Genomic DNA, 21,217 nt, shown 5'->3' on the forward strand with positions numbered 1-21,217 from the left:
TATTTTTTTATTATCAATTAAGTGAATCTATTGAAATAGAATAATTAACATCTATATTTCCAATATAAACAGTTAAATCAGAAGAATTAATAGTTGCTTTGTTATTATTAATATTTTCAACTTTTATTTTATCAATATCTACCCGTGGATTTAATCCTTTTACTTTATTTTTGATTTGTTGCGCTGTTGGGTTAGATAAATTATTAGTTTTAAATTCGTCTAAAGTATTATTATTAATAACTGTACTTAGTAATACAGATTTATCAACTGTAAAATTGATATCTAATATATCAGAAACAGTATCATTATTTGGTCTACAACTAATTTTTGCATTTGTAGAATTTATAATATTAATGTTCAAAAAATTTAAAAAACTACTTTTTAACATTATAGGGTATAATTCTTTTATTTTATCTTTAATTTGATTATCTGTTGGTATACTTAGACCATTGGTTTTTATTACACCCAAATTATTATTTTTTATATAAAAACCTAGTGGTAAGGTATATTTAACATCTGTTTCACCAATATAAACATTTATATCATTTGAAGTAATTTTAGAAGAATGTGTACTAAGTAGTTTAATATTAATTTTTGAAATGTTTAATGACGGAAATAATTTTTTTAATTTATCTTTAATTTGTATTTCACTTATATTTACAATATTTTGTTTACCCTCCTCATTATCAATTATTTGACCTAAACTAGTATTATTTGGAATTATAGTATTTAAATCAACAGATTTATCAATTATAAAATTAATTGTTTTCGTATTACTAAAACCAGTTAGAGTGATTACCGCGCTATTTTCAGTAATTTTTGTAACATTAATGTTATTAACATTTAATTGAGGATTTAATTCTTTTACTTTATTTTTGATTTGTTTTTCAGTTGGTCTGTCAGCTCCATTAGTTTTAAATATATGTTTAGTTTGATTGTTTTTTGTGTCTCTTTTATTTTTATTTATATTTAAACCTGTTCAATTTAATTCAGATAAATCTTTAATAGTATTTTTTTGATAAGGAATATCAGCAATCATTATTCGTACACCAGTTCCACTAATTGTTAATATGCTTAATAAACTTAGTAATTTTTTCATACTTATATTTCTCCCTTTTTCAATTTCTATTGACAGTGTATATATCTATATATCTATATATATATATATATATATATAGATATATACACAAGCAAAATTATGAATTATTTTAAAAATTTTATCTTGTTAAATAACTACTATCACGCGTTTTAAGACCTAAAATGGTAATAAAATATATTAAGTTTAGTATTTATGTATAAAAAGTATTGTATTGGTAAAATAATAGTATATAATTAATTCATAGGTTTAATCTTTTTCCGTAAAAAAGAGTTATGCTGACTTGTTAATCGAACAAGAATAAAAAAAGAGGAGTTTATAAAAATGGCACTTACAAAAGAACAATTAATCGAACAAGGTTTAAATGAAGAAATTGCGGAAAATATCTTAAATCAGTTTAATAATGAAGCAAAACAAATTAGAGAAAGTGTGCAAAAACGCGAAGATGTTATATCTAGACTGCACCCCGTTTAGTAAGTATTAATAACAAGGTTTACAAACTTTCATTTATTATATATTTTTCTTTTTGGTTTGAATATCATTTATTTCATTTTTTAATATCATTAATATATTCATTATGAGATTTATAATTTTTATTACGGATTGTTCCTTTTTTAAGTAATGAATGAAAACTCTCAATAATAATGTTGTCTGCACAATGATAATTTTTACCCATTGAAATTATAATTTTGTTATCTAAACAATTTACTATTGTAATCTTTAGATGTATATTGATATCCGTGATCTGAATGAATTATTATTTTATTTAAATCTTTTTTTATTTTTTTAATTTTATTAATTGCATCATTTAAATTATCAATTACAAGTTTGTTATTATTAAATTTTGATCATTTTACATCAATAATTTCTTTAGTATATCCATCAAGTATTGTTGATTGATAATGTTTTTTACCATTTAAAATTAAATAAGTTACATCAGTAAATAAAATTGAAAATCTTTCTTTAATATCATTAAAATTACGATTTACTAAATCAGGATATTTAATTATATTTTTATTTCTATTTTGTTTTATTAATATTTTTCTACGCATACGCTTTACATATTCATCTTGAATATTATTTTCTTTCATAATTCGCAATACTTTCTTAGCATTATAAACAATGCCATAATCTTCTTTTAAATATTTGGTAATTCGACGATAACCAAATTGTTTTAAATTTTCTTCATAGACTTTTACAATATTTTTTAATGATTCGCTATCCTTACCATTACTTAAATAATTTTTATATTTATCTCAATAACTACGCTTTAAATCTGTTATATCAAGTAATAAATTTAGTGGATATTTATTAATGTTTTCTTTGATAAAAGATACAATTTTTCTTTTATTTAATTGTAAAAGTCATGAAGCTTTTTTAGTAATTCATACCTAACTTTGTAATAGTTTAAATCTCTTTTTTCAAATGATTCTTTTGGACCTTTATTGGTGTTTAAAATTCCTTTCTTAAAATTTTCATACCATGAAGCAACAGTTTTTTTATTAATTTGATATTTTTTTGCAATAAAACTTATACTATTATTTTTAACCTCTTGTACTATCATTTTTCGAAAATATGCTGTATATTTATTAAATTTTTGTCCTTTTCTTGCCATATAAAAATGCACCTCCTTTAAGTTTAGCAAAGACTTTTTTTCTTTACTTACTTTTTTGGGTGCAGTCTATAACAAAATTACCATCTTCTTTAATTTCTTTTTCATCTAAATTAATGTCAGTAATATCTATACTTAATTCTTGTGCTAATTTACGATATAATTTTGCTTCAACCATTTCTTTTGGTCATTTATTTCAAGGCGAATATTCACTATTTCCACTTGGACTACTATTTTTTAAACGGTCAATATCTGCTTTTCTTAATAAAATACCTTGATAATTTCCATTAATATCTTTTGCAAAAGCATAAGCACCAATAATTTCATTATAATCACTAGTATTTGCATTAAAATTAATCTCATGAATTTTGGTGCAAGAATTTATAGTATCCCATTCAAATTTTTCATCTTTAAATATAATAGATTTTCGTGGACTGTATCCTGCTTCTTCAATTCTTTTACAATAAATTTTACTATCAATAATAGTAGTTAATTTATTTTTAAATGGAATAATATTAAAATCTTTTCCAAAAATTAAACCTTTATTACTTAATTTAATAATTCCTAAGGCTGTAATTTTGGCATTATCTGCATTATTAATTAATTGTAAATAACTTTGTCCATTTTTCATTTTTAATTCTTCAAGTGCTAAAATATTTTCTTTTAAATATTTCTCATTAACTTTTAATTCATATTTAATAATTGCACCTTTAATATATTGTTGTAATTTATTTGTCATTTTATTTTTCTCCTTTATTTATTTTGAATTTAATTCCATTAACTCCAATAGTATTAATATCTTTATTACTATCTCATTGTTCTTTAATTTCGTTTTTAACAACTTGTTCATCGATAATTAAATAATTTTTAATAAGATTAATAAGTCCTAACTTATCGGTATTTTGTAAAAAATCATCATTAACACCTAAAATCTCAATATCTTTAACTAATATTTTTTCTTTACGAAATTTACCAATATTTTTTTCTAATTCCCTATCTATTTTTGCTACATCTTCCATAGCACGAACTTGTTCATCTTCAATTTGGTCCATGTCTAACCCCATATCAGACGTTAAGTTATTAGCATATTCAACCCTATTTTCTTGTTCTTGTTTTTTAGTTTGAATAAACTGTTGTTGTTTTAAATATTGAACTTGTATTAGGCTATTTTTAATTTCAATTTTATTATTTTGAAGTATTTTTTCTAAATTAATAATATTAACTCTAATTCGATTTAATTCATCTTTAAAATCTTTTATTAATTCTAATGGTTCTCTAAAAACAAAATCAATTTTACTAATAGCACTGGGTATATCTTTTAAATGTATATCTTGATAACCATTTAATGTATAATGATTAAGGTGACGATAGATAAACTCTGTTAATTCTTGACCATGATTATCAATTCAATTTTTAATTGGTAATGTTTTTAAACTTAATTTTTTAAAATCATTACCTTTTAAATAAAATGGATAAGTAATATTTTTAATTTGATTATTTAATGTTAAATCTGCCATTATTAAATTTCCTCTAATTGCATTTCTTCAATTAAATTATCAATATCTTCATAAGCACTTTTTTCTGAATGACATTCTTCTAATGCTATATTAAATAAATCTTCTTCTGTATAAACATAACCATCTTCATTTTTTCACACATTATTCATAATTTATCACCTCGCAATCTGCTTCTTCATCTTCTAAATAATCATCTATTAAACCTTTAACTTCATCAATTTCATATCATTTTAAATTTAAGTCAAAATCTGTTGACAATAAAACATTACCTACATATCTTTCTTCATTACGAAATTTAAGATATAAATTTAATTCTCAACTCAAATAATAAAAAGTTAACTAAATTAATAGTTAACTTTTTATGATTTGGTATTTACAATTTACACATCAAAGATAATTTTTGAATTTTCTAAGCATTTATAAAACCGCTTTTGTTTTTTATCTTTTGTTCGATTTAATAAATCTTTATGTTTTTCACAAGTTCATAAAACTCTATTTGATACAAATTCTTCGGTAATGAACGATATTTTTTATAGCAATTATCAATATCGCAAATTTGTTGTTGCTTATTAATTGCCATTACTTACTCCTTTCTTTATTAAGTTTTTTATTTATTAGCAAATTAATTAACTAAAGCAGAGAAAGGACAACACCTTAAAATAGGAGAAAAACAGCTACACTTTGTAAAGATTTCTAAGATTTTTAATAAATGTCTAACACAAATTAAATACGGTAACAAAAATTGTGATAAAAAGTTTCTATTTTAAAATTTAGGATGCTGCCCTTTCTCTGAATCAATTAATAATTTTTGTTTTATAAATAAAAAACAACTCTTTTTATTTAACAAGAGTTGTTTTTTGGAGCTTCATCGTACATGATGCCTTTTGAACCAATCCTTAATCAATTAATCAATTATATTTAGTTAATGATTTTGGTTTATTTTTAAGGTAATTATCAATAAATTTCAATAATTCTTTAAAAGTTATTTTTGTTTCTTGATGACTATTAATAATTAAAGTTAATTGAAAATCAGAAATTTTATTTTCTAAATAAGTATTTAAGGTAGATTTTTCGTGGTCATTAAGCGGTTGTTGTAAAATTTCATTTACTTGGTCAAATAAATTCTTTTTCTCAACATTTAACTGTAAGTTTTCAAGTGAAATAATAATTTTATTAAAAATTGGTGATAAATCCATTTCCAAAACATCTTTTTTCATCTTAATATCAATGAAACCATCTTGTTTCAACTGATCTAACATTTGTTTTGCTTGTGCTTCGGTAAAATTAGAATGATTTGCAATCTCTAACGGCGTAATAAACCTTTTATCAGAAGAAGAACAGTTCATAATCAACATGATTAACACTAACTGTTCTTCTGACAAATTTATTAATTTATAATGACTTAACAAAAAGCGTCACTTATTAATACTGCCTTTGTTAAATAAACTATTTAACATAACAATTAAATCTTTTCTAATTGTTAATTAGTTTAATACATCTTTTAATTGTTTAGCTGGTTTAAATTTAGCTGCTTTAGAAGCTGGAATCTTGATTGTTTCCCCCGTTGCTGGATTTCTTCCATCTCTTGCTGCTCTTTTATTTACAACAAATTTACCAAATCCTGCAATGGATACTTCATCTTCTTTTACTAAAGTTTCTTTAATTTTATCAAAAATAAAATTTGTAATTTCTTCAGCACGTGATTTTGATAAATCAGTAAATTGTCCTGCAATTTGTTCTGCTAGTTCTTTTTTTGACATAATTACACCTCTTCTAATAAACCTTTTATAAATTTAGGTTTATATTATCTTACCCAATTTTCCAGAAAATGTATACCTTTTTAGCCAAAAAATTACTTTTGGCAAGTTTTACAGTATACATTATGGTATAATGACTCTATGAAAACGTTGAAATTTAAGACAAAAACAAATAAGGAGTTCTATGTTGACGGTTCTTCATTTATTAATAAAAATAATAAATCTAAATTTGTTTTTAAGATATTGAAAATTGTTCTCTTAATTGTATACTGCACCCAAAAAAGTAAGTAAAGAAAAAAATCTTTGCTAAACTTTAGACTGCACCCTGTTTAGTAAGTATTAATAAAAAGGTTTACAAACTTTCATTTATTATATATTTTTCTTTTTGGTTTGAATATCATTTATTTCATTTTTTAACATCATTAATATATTCATTATGAGATTTATAATTTTTATTATGGATTGTTCCTTTTTTAAGTAATGAATGAAAACTTTCAATAATAATGTTGTCTGCACAATGATAATTTTTACCCATTGAAATTATAATTTTGTTATCTAAACATTTACTATTGTAATCTTTAGATGTATATTGATATCCGTGATCTGAATGAATTATTATTTTATTTAAATCTTTTTTTATTTTTTTAATTTTATTAATTGCATCATTTAAATTATCAAGTACAAGTTTGTTATTATTAAATTTTGATCATTTTACATCAATAATTTCTTTAGTATATCCATCAAGTATTGTTGATTGATAATGTTTTTTACCATTTCAAATTAAATAAGTTACATCAGTAAATAAAATTGAAAATCTTTCTTTAATATCATTAAAATTACGATTTACTAAATCAGGATATTTAATTATATTTTTATTTCTATTTTGTTTTATTAATATTTTTCTACGCATACGCTTTACATATTCAGCTTGAATATTATTTTCTTTCATAATTCACAATACTTTCTTAGCATTATAAACAATGCCATAATCTTCTTTTAAATATTTGGTAATTCGACGATAACCAAATTGTTTTAAATTTTCTTCATAGACTTTTACAATATTTTTTAATGATTCGTTATCCTTACCATTACTTGAATAATTTTTATATTTATCTCAATAACTACGCTTTAAATCTGTTATATCAAGTAATAAATTTAGTGGATATTTATTAATGTTTTCTTTGATAAAAGATACAATTTTTCTTTTATTTAATTGTAAAAGTCATGAAGCTTTTTTAGTAATTCATACCTAACTTTGTAATAGTTTAAATCTCTTTTTTTCAAATGATTCTTTTGGACCTTTATTGGTGTTTAAAATTCCTTTCTTAAAATTTTCATACCATGAAGCAACAGTTTTTTTATTAATTTGATATTTTTTTGCAATAAAACTTATACTATTATTTTTAACCTCTTGTACTATCATTTTTCGAAAATATGCTGTATATTTATTAAATTTTTGTCCTTTTCTTGCCATATAAAAATGCACCTCCTTTAAAGTTTAGCAAAGACTTTTTTTCTTTACTTACTTTTTTGGGTGCAATCTACAACGTAGCAATGACTATTCAACTTAGAATTGAACTTATCTTAATATGTGCTATTTCTTGATTTTTAAGAGTTAAATTTTCAAAAAGAGATGATTTGTTAAAGCATAATTATTGAATTGATGCTTTAAAAATATTTGTCGTATTTGGCCTTTTTTGGTGTTATTTTTGATCCAGTTTTAAAACTTTCTTTGGTAGACCATACTGAGTTCATGTTGATTATCAATATGTTATTGATCACTTACCAAGTGATTGAATAAACAAACCAACGGATATAATTAATGCCGAATATTTAGATTGATGACAAATTCAAGGGTTTAAATCTGAATATTGAGATTTCTTATTAGGAAAAGCAGGAGAAGAAACGCATCACTGAAGTGACAAAGCCTTTCCATCTGGTCATATTAATTCATCCTCAATGCCTGTTTATGGATTCTTATTATATTTTATGAATGAAAAACAAAAAAATATTACTTGATGAAAATGATTAGTATTTGGATTCTTTATCGCAAATGTTGCAATGATGGCATTTATGCACATTATTTCAAGAACACATTATTTAACAGATTTAATGTTTAGTTTAATCATCTTATTAATTTTCTTTAAAGGGGTAGCTTCTGTGATTGATCATGTTATTTGTAAAGTTTTATCATTAATTTGAAACAAACAGAATAAAACATATCATGGATAGGTTACAATAAGTTGGACCATATTTATATGGACTTTCAAATAAAATATAATTATGAAGAAAGTAGGAATATAAAAATGGGAAGAAATTCATATACCGATGAATTTAAAAAACAAATTGTTTTACTTTATCAAAATGGTAAAACTATTCTTGAAATTTTTAAGGAATATGGGGTGTCAAAATCAGTCGTATATCAGTGAATTGAAAAATTTAATAATTCTGGATCTTTTAAAGCAAAAGATAACCGCACTGTTCAAGAAAATGAACTGATTGCCTTGCGGAAAGAATTAATCCAATTACGAATGGAAAACAACATTTTAAAGCAAGCGACACTGATAATTGGCAAAAAATAGAAATTATTAACAATAAAGCGCTGTGTAGATACAAACGGCAAATTTATATCTTGCTAGATTAATAATAAAATATTTTTAATTTAATATTTTTTGTAATTATTGTTTTTTATTTTTAATTTGTTATAATTTCATTATCTTTTTATGATTTAGTTTTACAGTATACAAGGAGAAAAGTGATTATGACAGATATTAAATTAATTGCTGTTGATTTGGACGGAACATCTTTGAATTCAACTGGTGAAATGTCTCCGCATACTTTGCGGATTTTAAAAGAATTGGCTAGTAAAGATATTAAGTTAGTAATTGCTACTGGCCGACCATTATATCAAAGTAAAGATATTGCAGAAAAATTAGGATTAACTGATGATAATGATTTTACAGTTAGTTTGAATGGTTCAGTTGTAACAAATAATGCAACAAAAGAACTTTTATTTTGTGATTTTTTGAATCAACAATTATTACGAGAAATTTATTTGGATGTTATTAACTTTGATTTAGAAACCTTAATTATGTTTGATGCTGATCATTCGTCGTTTAATAAGATGTTATTGCATTGTAAAGGGTTCAAAGATAAAATAACCAAAAATTATTTAGCAACTTTTGCTGAAGCTAAAGATGAAGTAACGGCTTGTCTATATTCTACTAATTTTGATATTAATGTTAATAAGATTTATATTAGTAGCTATACTTCTGATGTGAATCGTTTTGTGGCGAAATGAGAAGGAAAAATTGAAATTTCACAAGAAATTCGTGGTGATCGCTCGTCGTTAGAAATTACTAGTCGCCAAATTAATAAAGCAACGGGAATTACCAAGATTTGTGAAAAATATCAATTAACAGCCAAGAATGTTTTAGCGTTTGGAAATGAACATAACGATGTTGCGATGTTACAGTGAGCAGGCATTGGCGTAGCAATGGGAAATGCTCCGGCCGATGTTAAAGCAATTGCTGATTTAGTGACCGATGATAATAACCATAATGGAATTACGAATGTAATTGAAAAATTACTTTAAATTAGGATAGTAATTCAGCAGTGCTAATAAGAGTAGACTGTACCCTGTTTAGTAAGTATTAATAAAAAGGTTTACAAACTTTCATTTATTATATATTTTTCTTTTTGGTTTGAATATCATTTATTTCATTTTTTAACATCATTAATATATTCATTATGAGATTTATAATTTTTATTATGGATTGTTCCTTTTTTAAGTAATGAATAAAAACTCTCAATAATAATGTTGTCTGCACAATGATAATTTTTACCCATTGAAATTATAATTTTGTTATCTAAACATTTACTATTATAATCTTTAGATGTATATTAATATCCGTGATCTGAATGAATTATTATTTTATTTAAATCTTTTTTTATTTTTTTAATTTTATTAATTGCATCATTTAAATTATCAATTACAAGTTTGTTATTATTAAATTTTGATCATTTTACATCAATAATTTCTTTAGTATATCCATCAAGTATTGTTGATTGATAATGTTTTTTACCATTTCAAATTAAATAAGTTACATCAGTAAATAAAATTGAAAATCTTTCTTTAATATCATTAAAATTACGATTTACTAAATCAGGATATTTAATTATATTTTTATTTCTATTTTGTTTTATTAATATTTTTCTACGCATACGCTTTACATATTCAGCTTGAATATTATTTTTTTTCATAATTCGCAATACTTTCTTAGCATTATAAACAATGCCATAATCTTCTTTTAAATATTTGGTAATTCGACGATAACCAAATTTTTTTAAATTTTCTTCATAGACTTTTACAATATTTTTTAATGATTCGCTATCCTTACCATTACTTGAATAATTTTTATATTTATCTCAATAACTACGCTTTAAATCTGTTATATCAAGTAATAAATTTAGTGGATATTTATTAATGTTTTCTTTGATAAAAGATACAATTTTTCTTTTATTTAATTGTAAAAGTCATGAAGCTTTTTTAATAATTCATACCTAACTTTGTAATAGTTTAAATCTCTTTTTTCAAATGATTCTTTTGGACCTTTATTGGTGTTTAAAATTCCTTTCTTAAAATTTTCATACCATGAAGCAACAGTTTTTTTATTAATTTGATATTTTTTTGCAATAAAACTTATACTATTATTTTTAACCTCTTGTACTATCATTTTTCGAAAATATGCTGTATATTTATTAAATTTTTGTCCTTTTCTTGCCATATAAAAATGCACCTCCTCTAAAGTTTAGCAAAGACTTTTTTTCTTTACTTACTTTTTTGGGTGCAGTCTAGAGGTTGCTAAATAATGTAGAAAAATAGTAACCTTTTCTAAAATAATCGTTTTTAAAAAATATTTTAGTGATATAATATTGTTGTTCATATGACAATCTAATAAATCTTCCTTTTTTTTCAGTTAAAATTTAAAGTATGATTTAAGTATTCATTTGAATAAGAAAGGAGGGCGGCAAGGATGTATAATAATAGACCACAACACAACAAATTTAATAAAAAAGATGAACAGTTTATTAACGATGTAAAATTCTTACTAGCATCAAAACAACCACAATTAAAAACAGTTACTAGTAAAGATGGACAAACAAGAGATTTATGTGAATTTTGAGTTTTAGATAATGGTGAAGAAGTGCAATGCGTAGTATGAAATGATTTAGCAGAAAGATTAAATGCTGAATTTGATCTTGAAAAATTTAAAGCAATTACTATTACTTATAAAAATAATTTCAATGATTTCACTGGTAAAACTCGTTATAGTGTTCGTGATTTTGCTTTTACTAATTAATTCATTCTTTAATTTTAAAGTAAAATAATAAAAACCCTTTAACAAGGGTTTTTTCTTTGTTTATGGAAAAGGAATTTAATCGTCTTTTATTTTGTTAACAAGACTTTTTTAATCAAAAATGTTATAATATCGCTAAATAGAAGCAAAAGGATGATAATAAATTTATGGAGAAAACATACTTAATTAAAATATTAGCAAAAAAGGATGCAACATTAAATTATAAAGCAGCAATGAGTTTGACCCAAAAGCTTTTAACAGAGGAAAATGGTGTTGTTGATCCTAAAATTATTTTACGTTTCAAATGATATTGCCCAACACAAGAAATTTTTGAAAGCATTTATTCGACAGCGGAGCGGTATGGGGCACAAAAATTGCTTTTGACCGTTATCAGACGTTGATTCCAAATATTGCATTAAAAGCTGCTGTTTCTTTTAATGCCCTGTAAATTGTCGTTAACCTTGCTTAGTTTAAAAAAATAACAGCAAAACCAACCGAATAAAACTCTCCTACTTGGAATATCGTAAAACCAAGCAAGCGAGGATAAACAATATAGGGGTGACTGTACCGCTACTACACAATAAAGGCAATTCTTTTAGGCAATATAAAAGAGTTATCATATCATGGTTTGGGGATAAATCTTTAACTTGCAATAGCTAAAGGGTGAGTACTCCACAATAAAAAAATTTAGAAATCTTACTATTTATAAGGGTGTTTTCCGAGTGTCTTTAAAAGAACTCTGTTAAAAGGAGTTAAAAATTAAAGTACAAAATAAATCAACGCTAATTAACAAATGTCAGTGTTATATCAATGAGTGCTTTTTAAAATTAACCAAAAACTGTATACTGTAAAACTAAATCATAATGCTTTTTATGATGAGAAATAAGACAATTAATAGGTTGACAATTAACTCAATCAAATGATATTGTTATTTCATTTCAAATTTTATTAATATATTTACTTTTATATTCTTTCATAATATTTTTCTCCTTTATTTTTTTAAATAAAAAGAAAATACCTTTGTTGGTTAATATTTTGATATTTAGTAAGAAATATTTATATTTTTATTTAATTAGCTTACTTCTCCACCCACCTGACTTCGGTGGTGAATGGTGGCGATACTAAAACTTTATATTTAGACAGAGTTTACCCCCCCAAAAACAGTTTACCCAGTTATTAATTACGCTTCATCCATTCCTACACAACTTTATATAAAGAAAATAACCTTTTGGAGTTCGAACCCTATTGTTTTTTTCGGTTTAACAGCAATCTTATTATGAAAACAAGCAAAAAACACGCACTCTGACATTTCATAAGGGATTAATCTTGCCGAGAATTAAAGAAATAAATAGGAGTAAAATCCAATCGCTTTCATACTTTCTTTAAGGCTTCGCGCCATAGATGAGTTATTCATCTTTAAGCATCAAAATATCAAAATATTAAGTTTTAAAGATTGAATTTTGAATTAATCGTTAGATAGTATCTTTATTATTTTTTATCTCATCATCTTTTTTTAATTATTTGTTTATTAAATGTATTTTTTAGTAATATATTTAACAATTAACTAATAACTAAGTAAAACAACTACTTAAAAATTTTTAAGAAAAGAAAGGATGGAATTTTTCAGAAAAAACCTATTTTATTAAGTGTGAAAGATACTATCTAACGATTAATTAATTTTATCTCTAATTATGTTATTTATAATTTTTATAAAAACTTAACTTTTTTCTTACTATCACTTTTTATTTAGTTTTACAGTATACAACATCAGGATAAATTGTTCCTTGCCCTAACCATTTAACATTTTGTATTTTCCCTACTTCTTCATTAAAAATTTCAATAAATAAACTACCAATAATTTTACGCTTTTGTTCAGGATTAGTAGCCCCTTTTACAGTATACAGTTGTTTTCATTTACTCACCTCTCCATATATATACATCTGGTAATTGTCGAAACTGATCATCATAATCAAATCCATATCCAACAAGAAACTCATTCGGAACTGAAAATAATGCATCATAAGAATGCTTAAATTCTGTATGCATTGCACCCTTATCTGCTAAACAAACTACACGTAAACTATTTGGTTTTTTTGCTTGAATTTGGTCAATTACAACCGATAAGGTGTTACCAGTATCAATTAAATCTTCAATTAATAACACATCTTGGCAAGTAATATCTTTTGAGATATCTTTATGAACCGTAACCTTATTTTTCGACTGTGTTTTTAAATAACTTGAAACACTCATTGTATCAATCACAATTTTCATTTTAAGTTGTTTTAATAAATCACTCATAAAAAATAAGGCGCCGTTTAATAAACCAATACAATATAATTTTTTCCCTGCGTATAACTTATTTATTTTTTCTGCATAAATGCTAATTTCTTGTTGAATCTTATCCTCTGATAGATATAATTCTAATTTGTCCATTTGCACAATTGTTAATCTCCTTTACAAATAAAAAGGCATCGTGTAGATACAAGCTCCAAATTTGTATCTCTTATTAAATTGATAATAGCATGATTTAAAATAAATACAACGATTTTGTATACTGTAAAACTAAATCATAAAAAGTTAATAAAATTATAACAAATTAAAAATAAAAAACAATAATCACAAAAAATATTGCCCAATATTTTTTGTGATTATTGTTTTTTATTTTTAATTTGTTATAATTTTATTAACTTTTTATGATTTAGTTTTACAGTATACAAAATCCCAATTGGTGGTTCCTTAGATTACATTGACGAGGTAACTTTAAAACAAGCACTAGAAGGACGTAAAGATGTTTAAGAATAGGGAGTGTAGTGATGCTATTTATAACATTGGAAGGAGTTGATGGTTCTGGAAAAACAACAATTTCAAAATTATTAAAAGAAAAATTACGGTCAGAAGGATACCAAGTTGTTTTAACACGCGAGCCGGGAGGCAATGAAATTGCTGAACAAATTAGAAGTGTTATTTTAAGTAAACATAACTTAGGAATGGATCTTTGGACAGAAGCTTTACTATATATAGCTGCGCGAAGACAACATGTTGTAGAAGATATTTTACCAGCTTTAAAAGAAGGAGCAATTGTCATTTGTGATCGCTTTATGGATTCAATTTCAGCCTATCAAGGATATGCGCGGGGATTAGGAATTCGCACATTAGATGAAGTTCAATCAATTGTTTTAGGGGCAATAAAACCCGATTTAACACTTTTTTTTGATATTGAACCAACAATGGCAAATGAAAGAATGAAGGTTAGAAATGAAGGTGAAATGAATCGCCTTGATTTAGAAAAGAATTCGTTTCATGAGAAAGTATATGAAGGGTACCAAGTTTTAATTAGTGAAAATGCTGACCGAATTAAAGTTGTTGATGCTCATAAAACGGTAAGTGAAGTATTAGAACAAGTATATTATTATGTTGAGGAGATTATTCAAAAAATAAAGGACAAAGCAAATGGATAATTTATTTACAAAAAATGATGATGAAAAAGTTACCTTATTTAAAAATTTAATTTTAAAAAACAATTTATCAAATCAACTTTTAATTTCTTGCAATAATAAGGTTAAATTAGCAACATTTGCAACAGAAATTATTAAATTTTTATTATGTTCAGAAAAAAAAGTTCAGAATTATCAATGCGATATTTGTCAACGCGTTAATAATCAAACTTATTATGATTTAAAAATTAAAGGTGATTTTGAAACAACAATCAAAAAAGAAGCAATTCAAGAAATTATTCAAACCTTTAATTATTCAGCTTTAGAAGAAACGGGTATTAAAGTATATGTTATTAAGGGGGTTGATTTATTAACTTTAGAAGCAGCGAATTCCTTATTAAAATTCTTAGAAGAACCTAGTCAAAATACTTATGCTTTTTTGTTAACAACTAATAAGACAAAAGTAATTGAGACGATTAAATCCCGCTGTTTAAATATAATTTTAGAGAATAGTACTAATTCCGAAGAAGTTGATGATTTTAAAAATAATTTTATTCAAACTTTTTTTAAAAATTTTGAAAATAATGCAGCAAATAACTTTATTCATCTTCGCCAGTTAAATAGTTATGATAATGCTGAATGTCGCAAATATTTTTTAGCAATTGCTAATGTTCTCAAAAAGAAAGAATGAAATAAATATCAAATTACTGATCAAACTTTAATTGAAAAATTAAATCGTAAAAATAGTAAGTTAATTGAGATTTGCTATGCTACGGCTAATTTATTATTGGAGAATTTAAATAAGGAATTAATTTTGGAAAAAGGATTGATTGATTGATATAATGAGGTGTAAAATGGAAATTTTAAATGATTTATTAGATTATGATGGGATTAAAATTAAACAACGAACTGATATGTTTAATTTTTCCTTGGATACTGTTTTATTAGCTCGTTTTGCAACCTTAAATACGCGAGTAAAAATATTTTAGATATTGATACTAAATCTAAATAATGCTACAATTCCATTAATTTTATCAACTTTAACATCAGCAAAAATTATGTGGGTTGAATTGCAAAACGAGGCGGTACAATTAGCGGAAGAAAATGTTTTATTAAATTGTAAATTGAATCACTATCAGTGAAGGGACCTTCTGCAACAATTAAATCGCATCAGAATGCTGGAGGATTACCAAAATATTTACCATTTCAATTAATTGAACCATTACGTGAATTATTTAAAGACGAAGTACGACGAACTGGTGAAGCCTTAGGAATTAATCATAAATTTGTTTATAAACATCCTTTCCCAGGACCAGGTTTAGCAGTTCGCATTATTGATTGGCAAAATTACGGCTGAAAAAGTAGCTTTATTACAAAGTGCTAATCAAATTTTTTCAGTTGGGGTGATGGGGGATGTTCGGACATATGGTTATATGGTGGCTGTTGGTAGTAGTGTTGATAAAACTGATTTTATGACAGTCAATTGAAGTCGATTACCATTCAAATTATTAGAAAAAGTATCATCGCGAATTGTCAGTGAGGTGCATGGAATTAATCGGGTTACTTATGATATTACATCAAAACCCCCTGGCACAATTGAATGAGAATAGAAATAAAAAAAGATTATTCATTCCTTTACATTAATGTAAAGGAATATTATTATTAATGGCAGGAATGTTGAGGTATAAAATGAAAATTATTGATTTGATGAAAGAATTTAAAATTTGTTTACAAAGAAATAAGATTCTTTTTGATATCTTTAATATTCTACAAAATAAAACAATAATTAATATTAATAATGCAATTTACTAGTTTGTAATATTACCAACTAGTTTTTTTATGCAATTTTAAGAAAAGAGGGAGGAACAAAATTATGGAAAAAGAACAAACTGGTTTAGTTGACAATAATATTAAATTATTATTAGGGCCACATGATCGGCCAAAAATTTTTTTACAATGATCAATCTTATCATTACAGCATGTTTTTGCAATGTTTGGTTCAACAGTATTAGTGCCATTAATTATTAATCAAACGGCTGGCGTTGAAGTTATGAACATTGCAATGGCATTATTTTGTTCAGGGGTTGGAACTTTAATTTATATCGCAATTACTGCCGCAAAAGTTCCAATGTATTTAGGGAGTTCTTTTGCATATATGGGAGCAATGGGTGTATGCTATCCATTATATGGAGATGCTGTTTTTATTGCCGTAACGATGGTTGGAGTTATTTATATTGCCTTTGGTGTATTAGTGTATTTTATTGGTAATAAATTTTTAGAACGAATTCTTCCAGCAGTAATTGTGGGCCCGTTAATCATTATTATTGGAATGTCTGTTGCCCCAAGTGCAATTAATAATGCCGGTTTTAATCCAACGGCTTGAAAACAGCCTTATTTTCATTGAATTGGCATTGGTATTGCTGTCTTTACCTTTTTAGTAACAGCAATTATTGCATTAAAATGTAAAGGTTTTGTAAAAGTCGTACCAGTTATTATTGGTGTTGTCGCGGGATACTTACTGTGTGTAATTCTGCATTTTTCAATTGGATCGGAATATTAAATTTTAGATACATCAAAAATTACTGATTCAAGTCAATGACAATGATATCCATCTTTTAAAAAGATTTGAGATTTAAAAGGAAGTAATATTGGACCAGCTATTTTAGCAATTAGTCCCTTAGCAATTATTACAATTGCCGAACATATTGGTGATCATATTAGTATGAGGCAAATGACCAGCAAAAATTTTGTAAAAGATCCAGGGATGGATAGAACATTAATTGCGGATGGAGTGTCAATTATTTTCGATGGGTTCGTTGGGGGGCTACAACATATGGGGAGAATGCTTCTGTTGTTGGAATGACCCGAATTGCTTCGGTCTGAGTAACCGGATTAGCTGCTTTGTTTGCAATTGGCTTATCATTTATTGCTCCAGTTAATCAATTAGTTCAAATGTTGCCTTCTCCAGTAATGGGTGGCATTAGTATGATTATGTTTGGTTTAATTGCGACAAACGGGATTCGGGTGTTAATTAATAATCAAATTGATTATACTAATATGAAAAATGTTTTTGTCACAGCGATTATGTTAGTGTTAGGATTAGGAGGCGCAATTTTTAATTTTAATGTCGGCAGTGGTAATTTACAATTTACGGGCGTAGCCTTAGCGGCTTTTGCCGGGATTTTCTTAAATTTACTATTACCAGATCATCAAAATAATGGTTTTCAATGATGAGAGAAATTAAAATTATTAATTAAAACGCGAAAAGAAGAAAAACAAAAACGGAAATCAACAAACAATAAAAAAATTAAAAATAATCCTAAAAAGGAAATTAAAAAAAGAAGAAATTCGTAAGAAATTTCTTCTTTTTAATGATTTTGTTGATTTTAGTTGCAAATAATGGACTTTTATAGAATAATTAATAAAGAATAATTTGATTTGTTAATTTGGAAATTTAAGGAAGTGAAGATTAGTGTTATTTTTGAAAAAATTGGAAGCATTTGGATTTAAGTCATTTGCTTATCCACTGATAGTTAATTTTGATCATGAAATGATTGGAATTGTTGGACCAAATGGAAGTGGAAAATCAAATATTAATGATGCTCTTCGTTGATGTTTAGGTGAACAATCAATTAAATCGCTTCGCGGAAGTAACAGCGAAGATGTTATTTTTAATGGTTCGGAAACAAAACCACCATTAAATATGGCGGAGGTTAAATTGATTTTTGATAATACCCAACGAATTTTTGCCATGGATTATGATGAAATTGAAATTATACGTCGTGTTTTTCGAGGAACTGGTGAAAATGAATATTTTATTAATAAGCAACGTGTTCGTTTAAAAGATATTCAGGATTTTGCCATGGATAGTGGCTTAACAAAATCATCGCTTGCAATTATTTCCCAAGGAAATATTAATGCTTTTGCGGAGGCAAAGCCATTAGATCGTCGTGCCTTATTTGAAGAAGCAGCGGGCGTAGCAAAGTATAAACTCCGTAAATTAGAAACTTTGAAAAAGTTAGAGCGTTCAAATGAAAATTTAGCACGTTTAAAAGATATTTTAAATGAAATTGAACGAAAATTACCAAGTTTAAAACGACAAAGTGAGAAAGCATTAAAATATACCACCTTAAAAGATAAATTAAATCAAATTGAATTAGCTGTCTTAGTGAAAGATATTACTTTTTTTAATGACAAATTATTAGAATTACGTTCACAACAGAAAAAAATTGTTAGTACAAAACAAGAAGCTGATCGAAAATTAAAGAATCAAGAAATTGAGTATAATGAATTAAACAAAGAAAACTTCAATTTGGATACTAAAATTAATGTTTTGAGTAAAGAGTTTCAAACTTTAATTTCAGCAATTAGTGATTTAAAAGTTCACAAAATTGAATTAGATAATAAAGAGGCCGCGTTAAAAATGTTGCATAATGATATTACCATTACTAATATGGTTAATGACTATAATGAATTGACAGTTAATTTGCAAAATGAACAAGAGAAATTAACAAGTTTAGAAACCCAACAACAAGAGTATCGTATGCAACGCGAAGCTTTTAATACCAAACAGGCCGGATTGAATGAACAATTAGGGGCAATTAATAAAATAGTTATTCGCTTAGAAAGTGAATTAGAACGTGCCCAACATAATTTTGAGAACCAAGATAATTTACATGAAGGGGTTAAAAATATTGTTAATAATAAAAACGTTTTACCTGGAATTATGGTATTAGTTCAAGATATTATTAATGTTGATGAAAAATATGAACAAGCAATTGTAACTGCTTTAAGTGGTCGTTTACAAGATATTTTAGTTAAAAATGTTGATAGTGCGAAACGAGCAATTTCATATTTAAAACAAAACCGGGCTGGCCGGGCAACTTTTATTCCCTTAGATGTAATTACTCCTCGTTATCTTAGCAGTGATGAAGAATTTGTTATTAAATCAGTGCGGGGATATTTAGGATTAGGAAATAATTTAGTTAAAGCGAAGAAAGAGTTCCAGGTTGCCATTGATTATCTTTTAAGTCGTTATTTGATTTGTGTTGATTTTGATAGTGCCCAAGAAATTGGAAAATTAACAAAGTATCGTTATAATATTGTAACGTTAGATGGTGAAATAGTGCGTCCGCAAGGAGCTGTTACGGGGGGGTCACGGCGAACAAGAATGACAATTATTAATCCAGAAAAAGAACTTAACATTCTTAATGAAAAAATAGCAATGAGAACAGAAGAACAACATCATGTTATAAAACAATCAAGCCTTCTTTGCCGTCAATTAGATGAGATTAACGAAGTTATTGCCGAAAATCAAGCTTCAATTGGGGCTGGTAAACGCCAAATTGAAATTATCATGCATGATCAAATGAAATTACAGAATGAATACCAATTGTTAACATCAAAAAATATTGATGAAACAAAAATTGAAGAAAATGAAGCAGTCCTTAATATTGTGGATCAAATCAAACAAAAAGAGCTTCTAAAAACTAAAATTGAACAACAATTAAATGTTGCTCGCAGTTTAAAAGATAAACAATCGTTGATGATTAATGATCTTAATAATCAGATTGGAGAGAAACATTATTATATCTCTGCTTTACAAGACCAAATTAGTAAAATTAATACTGATTTATCAATTATTAATGTTAAAATTCAACAAAATTTAACAAGGTTAACAGAAGAATATCAAATGACATATGACCATGCTAAAACATTAGAGCTGAAGGTTATTGATAATGAAGATTTAATTCGGGATGAAATTAAACAGTTACGCAGTGACTTAGCACAAATTGGGAATGTTAATTTAGAGGCAATTGCCGAATATAAAGAAGAAAATGATCGTTTTCAATTTATGAGTAATGAATATAATGATGCCAATGATGCCGTTAAAAATTTATTAAAATCAATTGATGAAATGGACCGCATTATGGAAGAGAAATTTGATAAGACAATTAAAGAGGTTAATGAAAACTTGCCATCAACTTTTGAAGTATTATTTGGTGGTGGAACAGCAAAAATCATTTATACTGAACCAGATAATTTATTAGAAACCGGCGTTGATATTAAAGTATCTCCACCCGGGAAGAACATTACTAATTTAAATTTATTATCTGGAGGGGAAAAATCATTAGTTGCCTTATCAGTTTTATTTGCAATTTTAAAAGTTCGACCAATTCCATTAGTAATTTTAGATGAAGCTGAAGCACCCTTAGATCCAGCGAATGTTGAACGTTTTGCTAAATATATTCAAACTTTTGTTGAAACAACGCAATTTATTGTTATTACGCATCGAGTGGGAATAATGGAACATTGTGATGTATTATATGGAGCAACAATGCAACAGAAAGGTGTTACAAAAATTGTTGGAATTAAATTACAACAGGCAGCGGAAATGATTCAAGAGTTTGAAAATAAACTTGAAGATAAAAAAGCATAAGG

30 protein-coding genes and 4 pseudogenes are annotated in these 21,217 nt (G+C 25.8%); 14 read left to right on the forward strand and 20 right to left on the reverse strand.

Features of this window, described 5'->3' with window-relative positions:
* Window positions 1-10: 10 nt before the first annotated feature.
* Window positions 11-1,099, reverse strand: coding sequence for a hypothetical protein (locus tag AACK78_RS05815; protein ID WP_338955031.1), 1,089 nt, complete (start codon window positions 1,097-1,099; stop codon window positions 11-13).
* A 321-nt stretch (window positions 1,100-1,420) separates the two neighbouring features.
* Here AACK78_RS05815 and AACK78_RS05820 point away from each other — a divergent pair, with 321 nt between their 5' ends.
* On the forward strand, window positions 1,421-1,570 hold the full coding sequence (locus AACK78_RS05820) for a hypothetical protein (RefSeq protein WP_338955032.1): 150 nt from the start codon (window positions 1,421-1,423) through the stop codon (window positions 1,568-1,570).
* 19 nt (window positions 1,571-1,589) lie between these two features.
* Here AACK78_RS05820 and AACK78_RS05825 read toward each other — a convergent pair whose 3' ends face one another.
* The 12 genes and pseudogenes from AACK78_RS05825 to AACK78_RS05875 all read right to left on the reverse strand — a co-directional run bounded on the left by AACK78_RS05825 (window position 1,590) and on the right by AACK78_RS05875 (window position 7,456).
* Window positions 1,590-1,772: a hypothetical protein gene (locus AACK78_RS05825; protein WP_338955033.1), complete on the reverse strand. Its 183-nt coding sequence runs from the start codon at window positions 1,770-1,772 to the stop codon at window positions 1,590-1,592.
* Window positions 1,773-1,788: 16 nt separating this feature from the next.
* Window positions 1,789-2,187: a DDE-type integrase/transposase/recombinase gene (locus tag AACK78_RS05830; protein ID WP_338955034.1), complete on the reverse strand. Its 399-nt coding sequence runs from the start codon at window positions 2,185-2,187 to the stop codon at window positions 1,789-1,791.
* Window positions 2,188-2,211: 24 nt separating this feature from the next.
* Window positions 2,212-2,481 (reverse strand): annotated as a pseudogene (locus AACK78_RS07725) (hypothetical protein); the annotation flags it as partial.
* A complete protein-coding gene (locus tag AACK78_RS05835; protein WP_338954390.1) occupies window positions 2,448-2,711 on the reverse strand; it encodes a transposase family protein in 264 nt (87 codons plus the stop codon). The pseudogene AACK78_RS07725 and the gene AACK78_RS05835, both read right to left, overlap by 34 nt.
* A 43-nt stretch (window positions 2,712-2,754) precedes the next feature.
* A complete protein-coding gene (locus AACK78_RS05840) occupies window positions 2,755-3,447 on the reverse strand; it encodes a recombinase RecT (RefSeq protein WP_338955035.1) in 693 nt (230 codons plus the stop codon).
* 1 nt (window position 3,448) lies between these two features.
* Window positions 3,449-4,225, reverse strand: a complete 777-nt coding sequence (locus AACK78_RS05845; protein WP_338955036.1) for a hypothetical protein — start codon at window positions 4,223-4,225, stop codon at window positions 3,449-3,451.
* 2 nt (window positions 4,226-4,227) lie between these two features.
* The gene (locus AACK78_RS05850; RefSeq protein ID WP_338955037.1) at window positions 4,228-4,374 is read right to left on the reverse strand and encodes a hypothetical protein; all 147 of its coding nucleotides are present in this window, start codon (window positions 4,372-4,374) and stop codon (window positions 4,228-4,230) included.
* Entirely contained in the window at window positions 4,367-4,549 is a 183-nt protein-coding gene (locus tag AACK78_RS05855) for a hypothetical protein (RefSeq protein WP_338955038.1), read from the reverse strand. Before AACK78_RS05855 ends, AACK78_RS05850 begins: the two co-directional genes overlap by 8 nt.
* Window positions 4,550-5,121: 572 nt before the next feature.
* Window positions 5,122-5,682, reverse strand: a complete 561-nt coding sequence (locus AACK78_RS05860; RefSeq protein ID WP_338955039.1) for a DnaD family protein — start codon at window positions 5,680-5,682, stop codon at window positions 5,122-5,124.
* Window positions 5,683-5,709: 27 nt separating this feature from the next.
* Window positions 5,710-5,985 carry an HU family DNA-binding protein gene (locus AACK78_RS05865; protein WP_338955040.1) on the reverse strand — a complete coding sequence of 92 codons (276 nt, stop codon included), beginning with the start codon at window positions 5,983-5,985 and terminating at the stop codon, window positions 5,710-5,712.
* 349 nt (window positions 5,986-6,334) lie between these two features.
* Window positions 6,335-6,931 (reverse strand): DDE-type integrase/transposase/recombinase, encoded by a 597-nt coding sequence (locus AACK78_RS05870; protein ID WP_338954420.1) that lies wholly within the window; start codon window positions 6,929-6,931, stop codon window positions 6,335-6,337.
* A gap of 300 nt (window positions 6,932-7,231) precedes the next feature.
* Window positions 7,232-7,456 carry a transposase family protein gene (locus AACK78_RS05875; protein ID WP_338954592.1) on the reverse strand — a complete coding sequence of 75 codons (225 nt, stop codon included), beginning with the start codon at window positions 7,454-7,456 and terminating at the stop codon, window positions 7,232-7,234.
* A gap of 80 nt (window positions 7,457-7,536) precedes the next feature.
* On the opposite strand from AACK78_RS05875, the gene AACK78_RS05880 reads away from it, so the two are divergent.
* The 3 genes from AACK78_RS05880 to AACK78_RS05890 all read left to right on the forward strand — a co-directional run bounded on the left by AACK78_RS05880 (window position 7,537) and on the right by AACK78_RS05890 (window position 9,577).
* A complete protein-coding gene (locus tag AACK78_RS05880; protein WP_338955041.1) occupies window positions 7,537-8,214 on the forward strand; it encodes a phosphatase PAP2 family protein in 678 nt (225 codons plus the stop codon).
* Between the two features lie 74 nt (window positions 8,215-8,288).
* On the forward strand, window positions 8,289-8,564 hold the full coding sequence (locus tag AACK78_RS05885) for a transposase (protein WP_338955042.1): 276 nt from the start codon (window positions 8,289-8,291) through the stop codon (window positions 8,562-8,564).
* 179 nt (window positions 8,565-8,743) lie between these two features.
* On the forward strand, window positions 8,744-9,577 hold the full coding sequence (locus AACK78_RS05890) for a Cof-type HAD-IIB family hydrolase (RefSeq protein WP_338955043.1): 834 nt from the start codon (window positions 8,744-8,746) through the stop codon (window positions 9,575-9,577).
* 71 nt (window positions 9,578-9,648) lie between these two features.
* On the opposite strand, the gene AACK78_RS05895 is transcribed toward AACK78_RS05890, so the two are convergent.
* The 4 genes and pseudogenes from AACK78_RS05895 to AACK78_RS05905 form a co-directional block, all read right to left on the reverse strand.
* Window positions 9,649-9,831, reverse strand: coding sequence for a hypothetical protein (locus AACK78_RS05895; RefSeq protein WP_338955044.1), 183 nt, complete (start codon window positions 9,829-9,831; stop codon window positions 9,649-9,651).
* A 54-nt stretch (window positions 9,832-9,885) separates the two neighbouring features.
* Window positions 9,886-10,245 (reverse strand): DDE-type integrase/transposase/recombinase, encoded by a 360-nt coding sequence (locus AACK78_RS05900; RefSeq protein WP_338955045.1) that lies wholly within the window; start codon window positions 10,243-10,245, stop codon window positions 9,886-9,888.
* Window positions 10,246-10,266: 21 nt separating this feature from the next.
* A pseudogene (locus tag AACK78_RS07730) lies at window positions 10,267-10,539 on the reverse strand (hypothetical protein); the annotation flags it as partial.
* A complete protein-coding gene (locus AACK78_RS05905; RefSeq protein WP_338954390.1) occupies window positions 10,506-10,769 on the reverse strand; it encodes a transposase family protein in 264 nt (87 codons plus the stop codon). The pseudogene AACK78_RS07730 and the gene AACK78_RS05905, both read right to left, overlap by 34 nt.
* 249 nt (window positions 10,770-11,018) lie before the next feature.
* Here AACK78_RS05905 and AACK78_RS05910 point away from each other — a divergent pair, with 249 nt between their 5' ends.
* Entirely contained in the window at window positions 11,019-11,345 is a 327-nt protein-coding gene (locus AACK78_RS05910; protein WP_338955046.1) for an OB-fold nucleic acid binding domain-containing protein, read from the forward strand.
* Window positions 11,346-11,509: 164 nt separating this feature from the next.
* The gene (locus AACK78_RS05915; RefSeq protein WP_338955047.1) at window positions 11,510-11,761 is read left to right on the forward strand and encodes a hypothetical protein; all 252 of its coding nucleotides are present in this window, start codon (window positions 11,510-11,512) and stop codon (window positions 11,759-11,761) included.
* A 408-nt stretch (window positions 11,762-12,169) separates the two neighbouring features.
* Here the strand turns inward: AACK78_RS05915 and AACK78_RS05920 are convergent, their stop codons facing one another.
* The 3 genes from AACK78_RS05920 to hpt form a co-directional block, all read right to left on the reverse strand.
* Window positions 12,170-12,319 carry a hypothetical protein gene (locus AACK78_RS05920; RefSeq protein ID WP_338955048.1) on the reverse strand — a complete coding sequence of 50 codons (150 nt, stop codon included), beginning with the start codon at window positions 12,317-12,319 and terminating at the stop codon, window positions 12,170-12,172.
* A gap of 765 nt (window positions 12,320-13,084) precedes the next feature.
* A complete protein-coding gene (locus AACK78_RS05925; protein ID WP_338955050.1) occupies window positions 13,085-13,264 on the reverse strand; it encodes a hypothetical protein in 180 nt (59 codons plus the stop codon).
* Window positions 13,257-13,775 carry a hypoxanthine phosphoribosyltransferase gene (gene hpt / locus AACK78_RS05930; RefSeq protein WP_338956508.1) on the reverse strand — a complete coding sequence of 173 codons (519 nt, stop codon included), beginning with the start codon at window positions 13,773-13,775 and terminating at the stop codon, window positions 13,257-13,259. The genes AACK78_RS05925 and hpt overlap by 8 nt, the downstream gene beginning before the upstream one ends.
* Window positions 13,776-13,970: 195 nt before the next feature.
* On the opposite strand from hpt, the gene AACK78_RS05935 reads away from it, so the two are divergent.
* From AACK78_RS05935 to AACK78_RS05975, 8 genes and pseudogenes are all read left to right on the forward strand, one after another.
* Complete coding sequence (locus tag AACK78_RS05935) at window positions 13,971-14,138, forward strand: hypothetical protein (RefSeq protein ID WP_338955051.1); 168 nt, start codon at window positions 13,971-13,973, stop codon at window positions 14,136-14,138.
* Between the two features lie 17 nt (window positions 14,139-14,155).
* Window positions 14,156-14,800, forward strand: coding sequence for a dTMP kinase (gene tmk, locus AACK78_RS05940; RefSeq protein WP_338955052.1), 645 nt, complete (start codon window positions 14,156-14,158; stop codon window positions 14,798-14,800).
* The gene (locus AACK78_RS05945; RefSeq protein WP_338955054.1) at window positions 14,793-15,629 is read left to right on the forward strand and encodes a DNA polymerase III subunit delta'; all 837 of its coding nucleotides are present in this window, start codon (window positions 14,793-14,795) and stop codon (window positions 15,627-15,629) included. Before tmk ends, AACK78_RS05945 begins: the two co-directional genes overlap by 8 nt.
* A 1-nt stretch (window position 15,630) precedes the next feature.
* On the forward strand, window positions 15,631-15,765 hold the full coding sequence (locus AACK78_RS05950) for a hypothetical protein (RefSeq protein ID WP_338955055.1): 135 nt from the start codon (window positions 15,631-15,633) through the stop codon (window positions 15,763-15,765).
* 134 nt (window positions 15,766-15,899) lie between these two features.
* A pseudogene (locus tag AACK78_RS07735) lies at window positions 15,900-16,386 on the forward strand (GMP synthase (glutamine-hydrolyzing)); the annotation flags it as partial.
* A 55-nt stretch (window positions 16,387-16,441) separates the two neighbouring features.
* Window positions 16,442-16,588 carry a hypothetical protein gene (locus tag AACK78_RS05965; RefSeq protein ID WP_338955058.1) on the forward strand — a complete coding sequence of 49 codons (147 nt, stop codon included), beginning with the start codon at window positions 16,442-16,444 and terminating at the stop codon, window positions 16,586-16,588.
* A 178-nt stretch (window positions 16,589-16,766) separates the two neighbouring features.
* Window positions 16,767-18,130, forward strand: a pseudogene (locus AACK78_RS05970) (uracil-xanthine permease family protein).
* Between the two features lie 118 nt (window positions 18,131-18,248).
* Window positions 18,249-21,215 (forward strand): chromosome segregation protein SMC, encoded by a 2,967-nt coding sequence (locus tag AACK78_RS05975; protein ID WP_338955059.1) that lies wholly within the window; start codon window positions 18,249-18,251, stop codon window positions 21,213-21,215.
* Window positions 21,216-21,217: the final 2 nt, after the last annotated feature.

Source organism: Spiroplasma endosymbiont of Polydrusus cervinus, assembly GCF_964019755.1.
Taxonomy (GTDB): Bacteria; Bacillota_I; Bacilli_A; order Mycoplasmatales; family Mycoplasmataceae; genus Spiroplasma.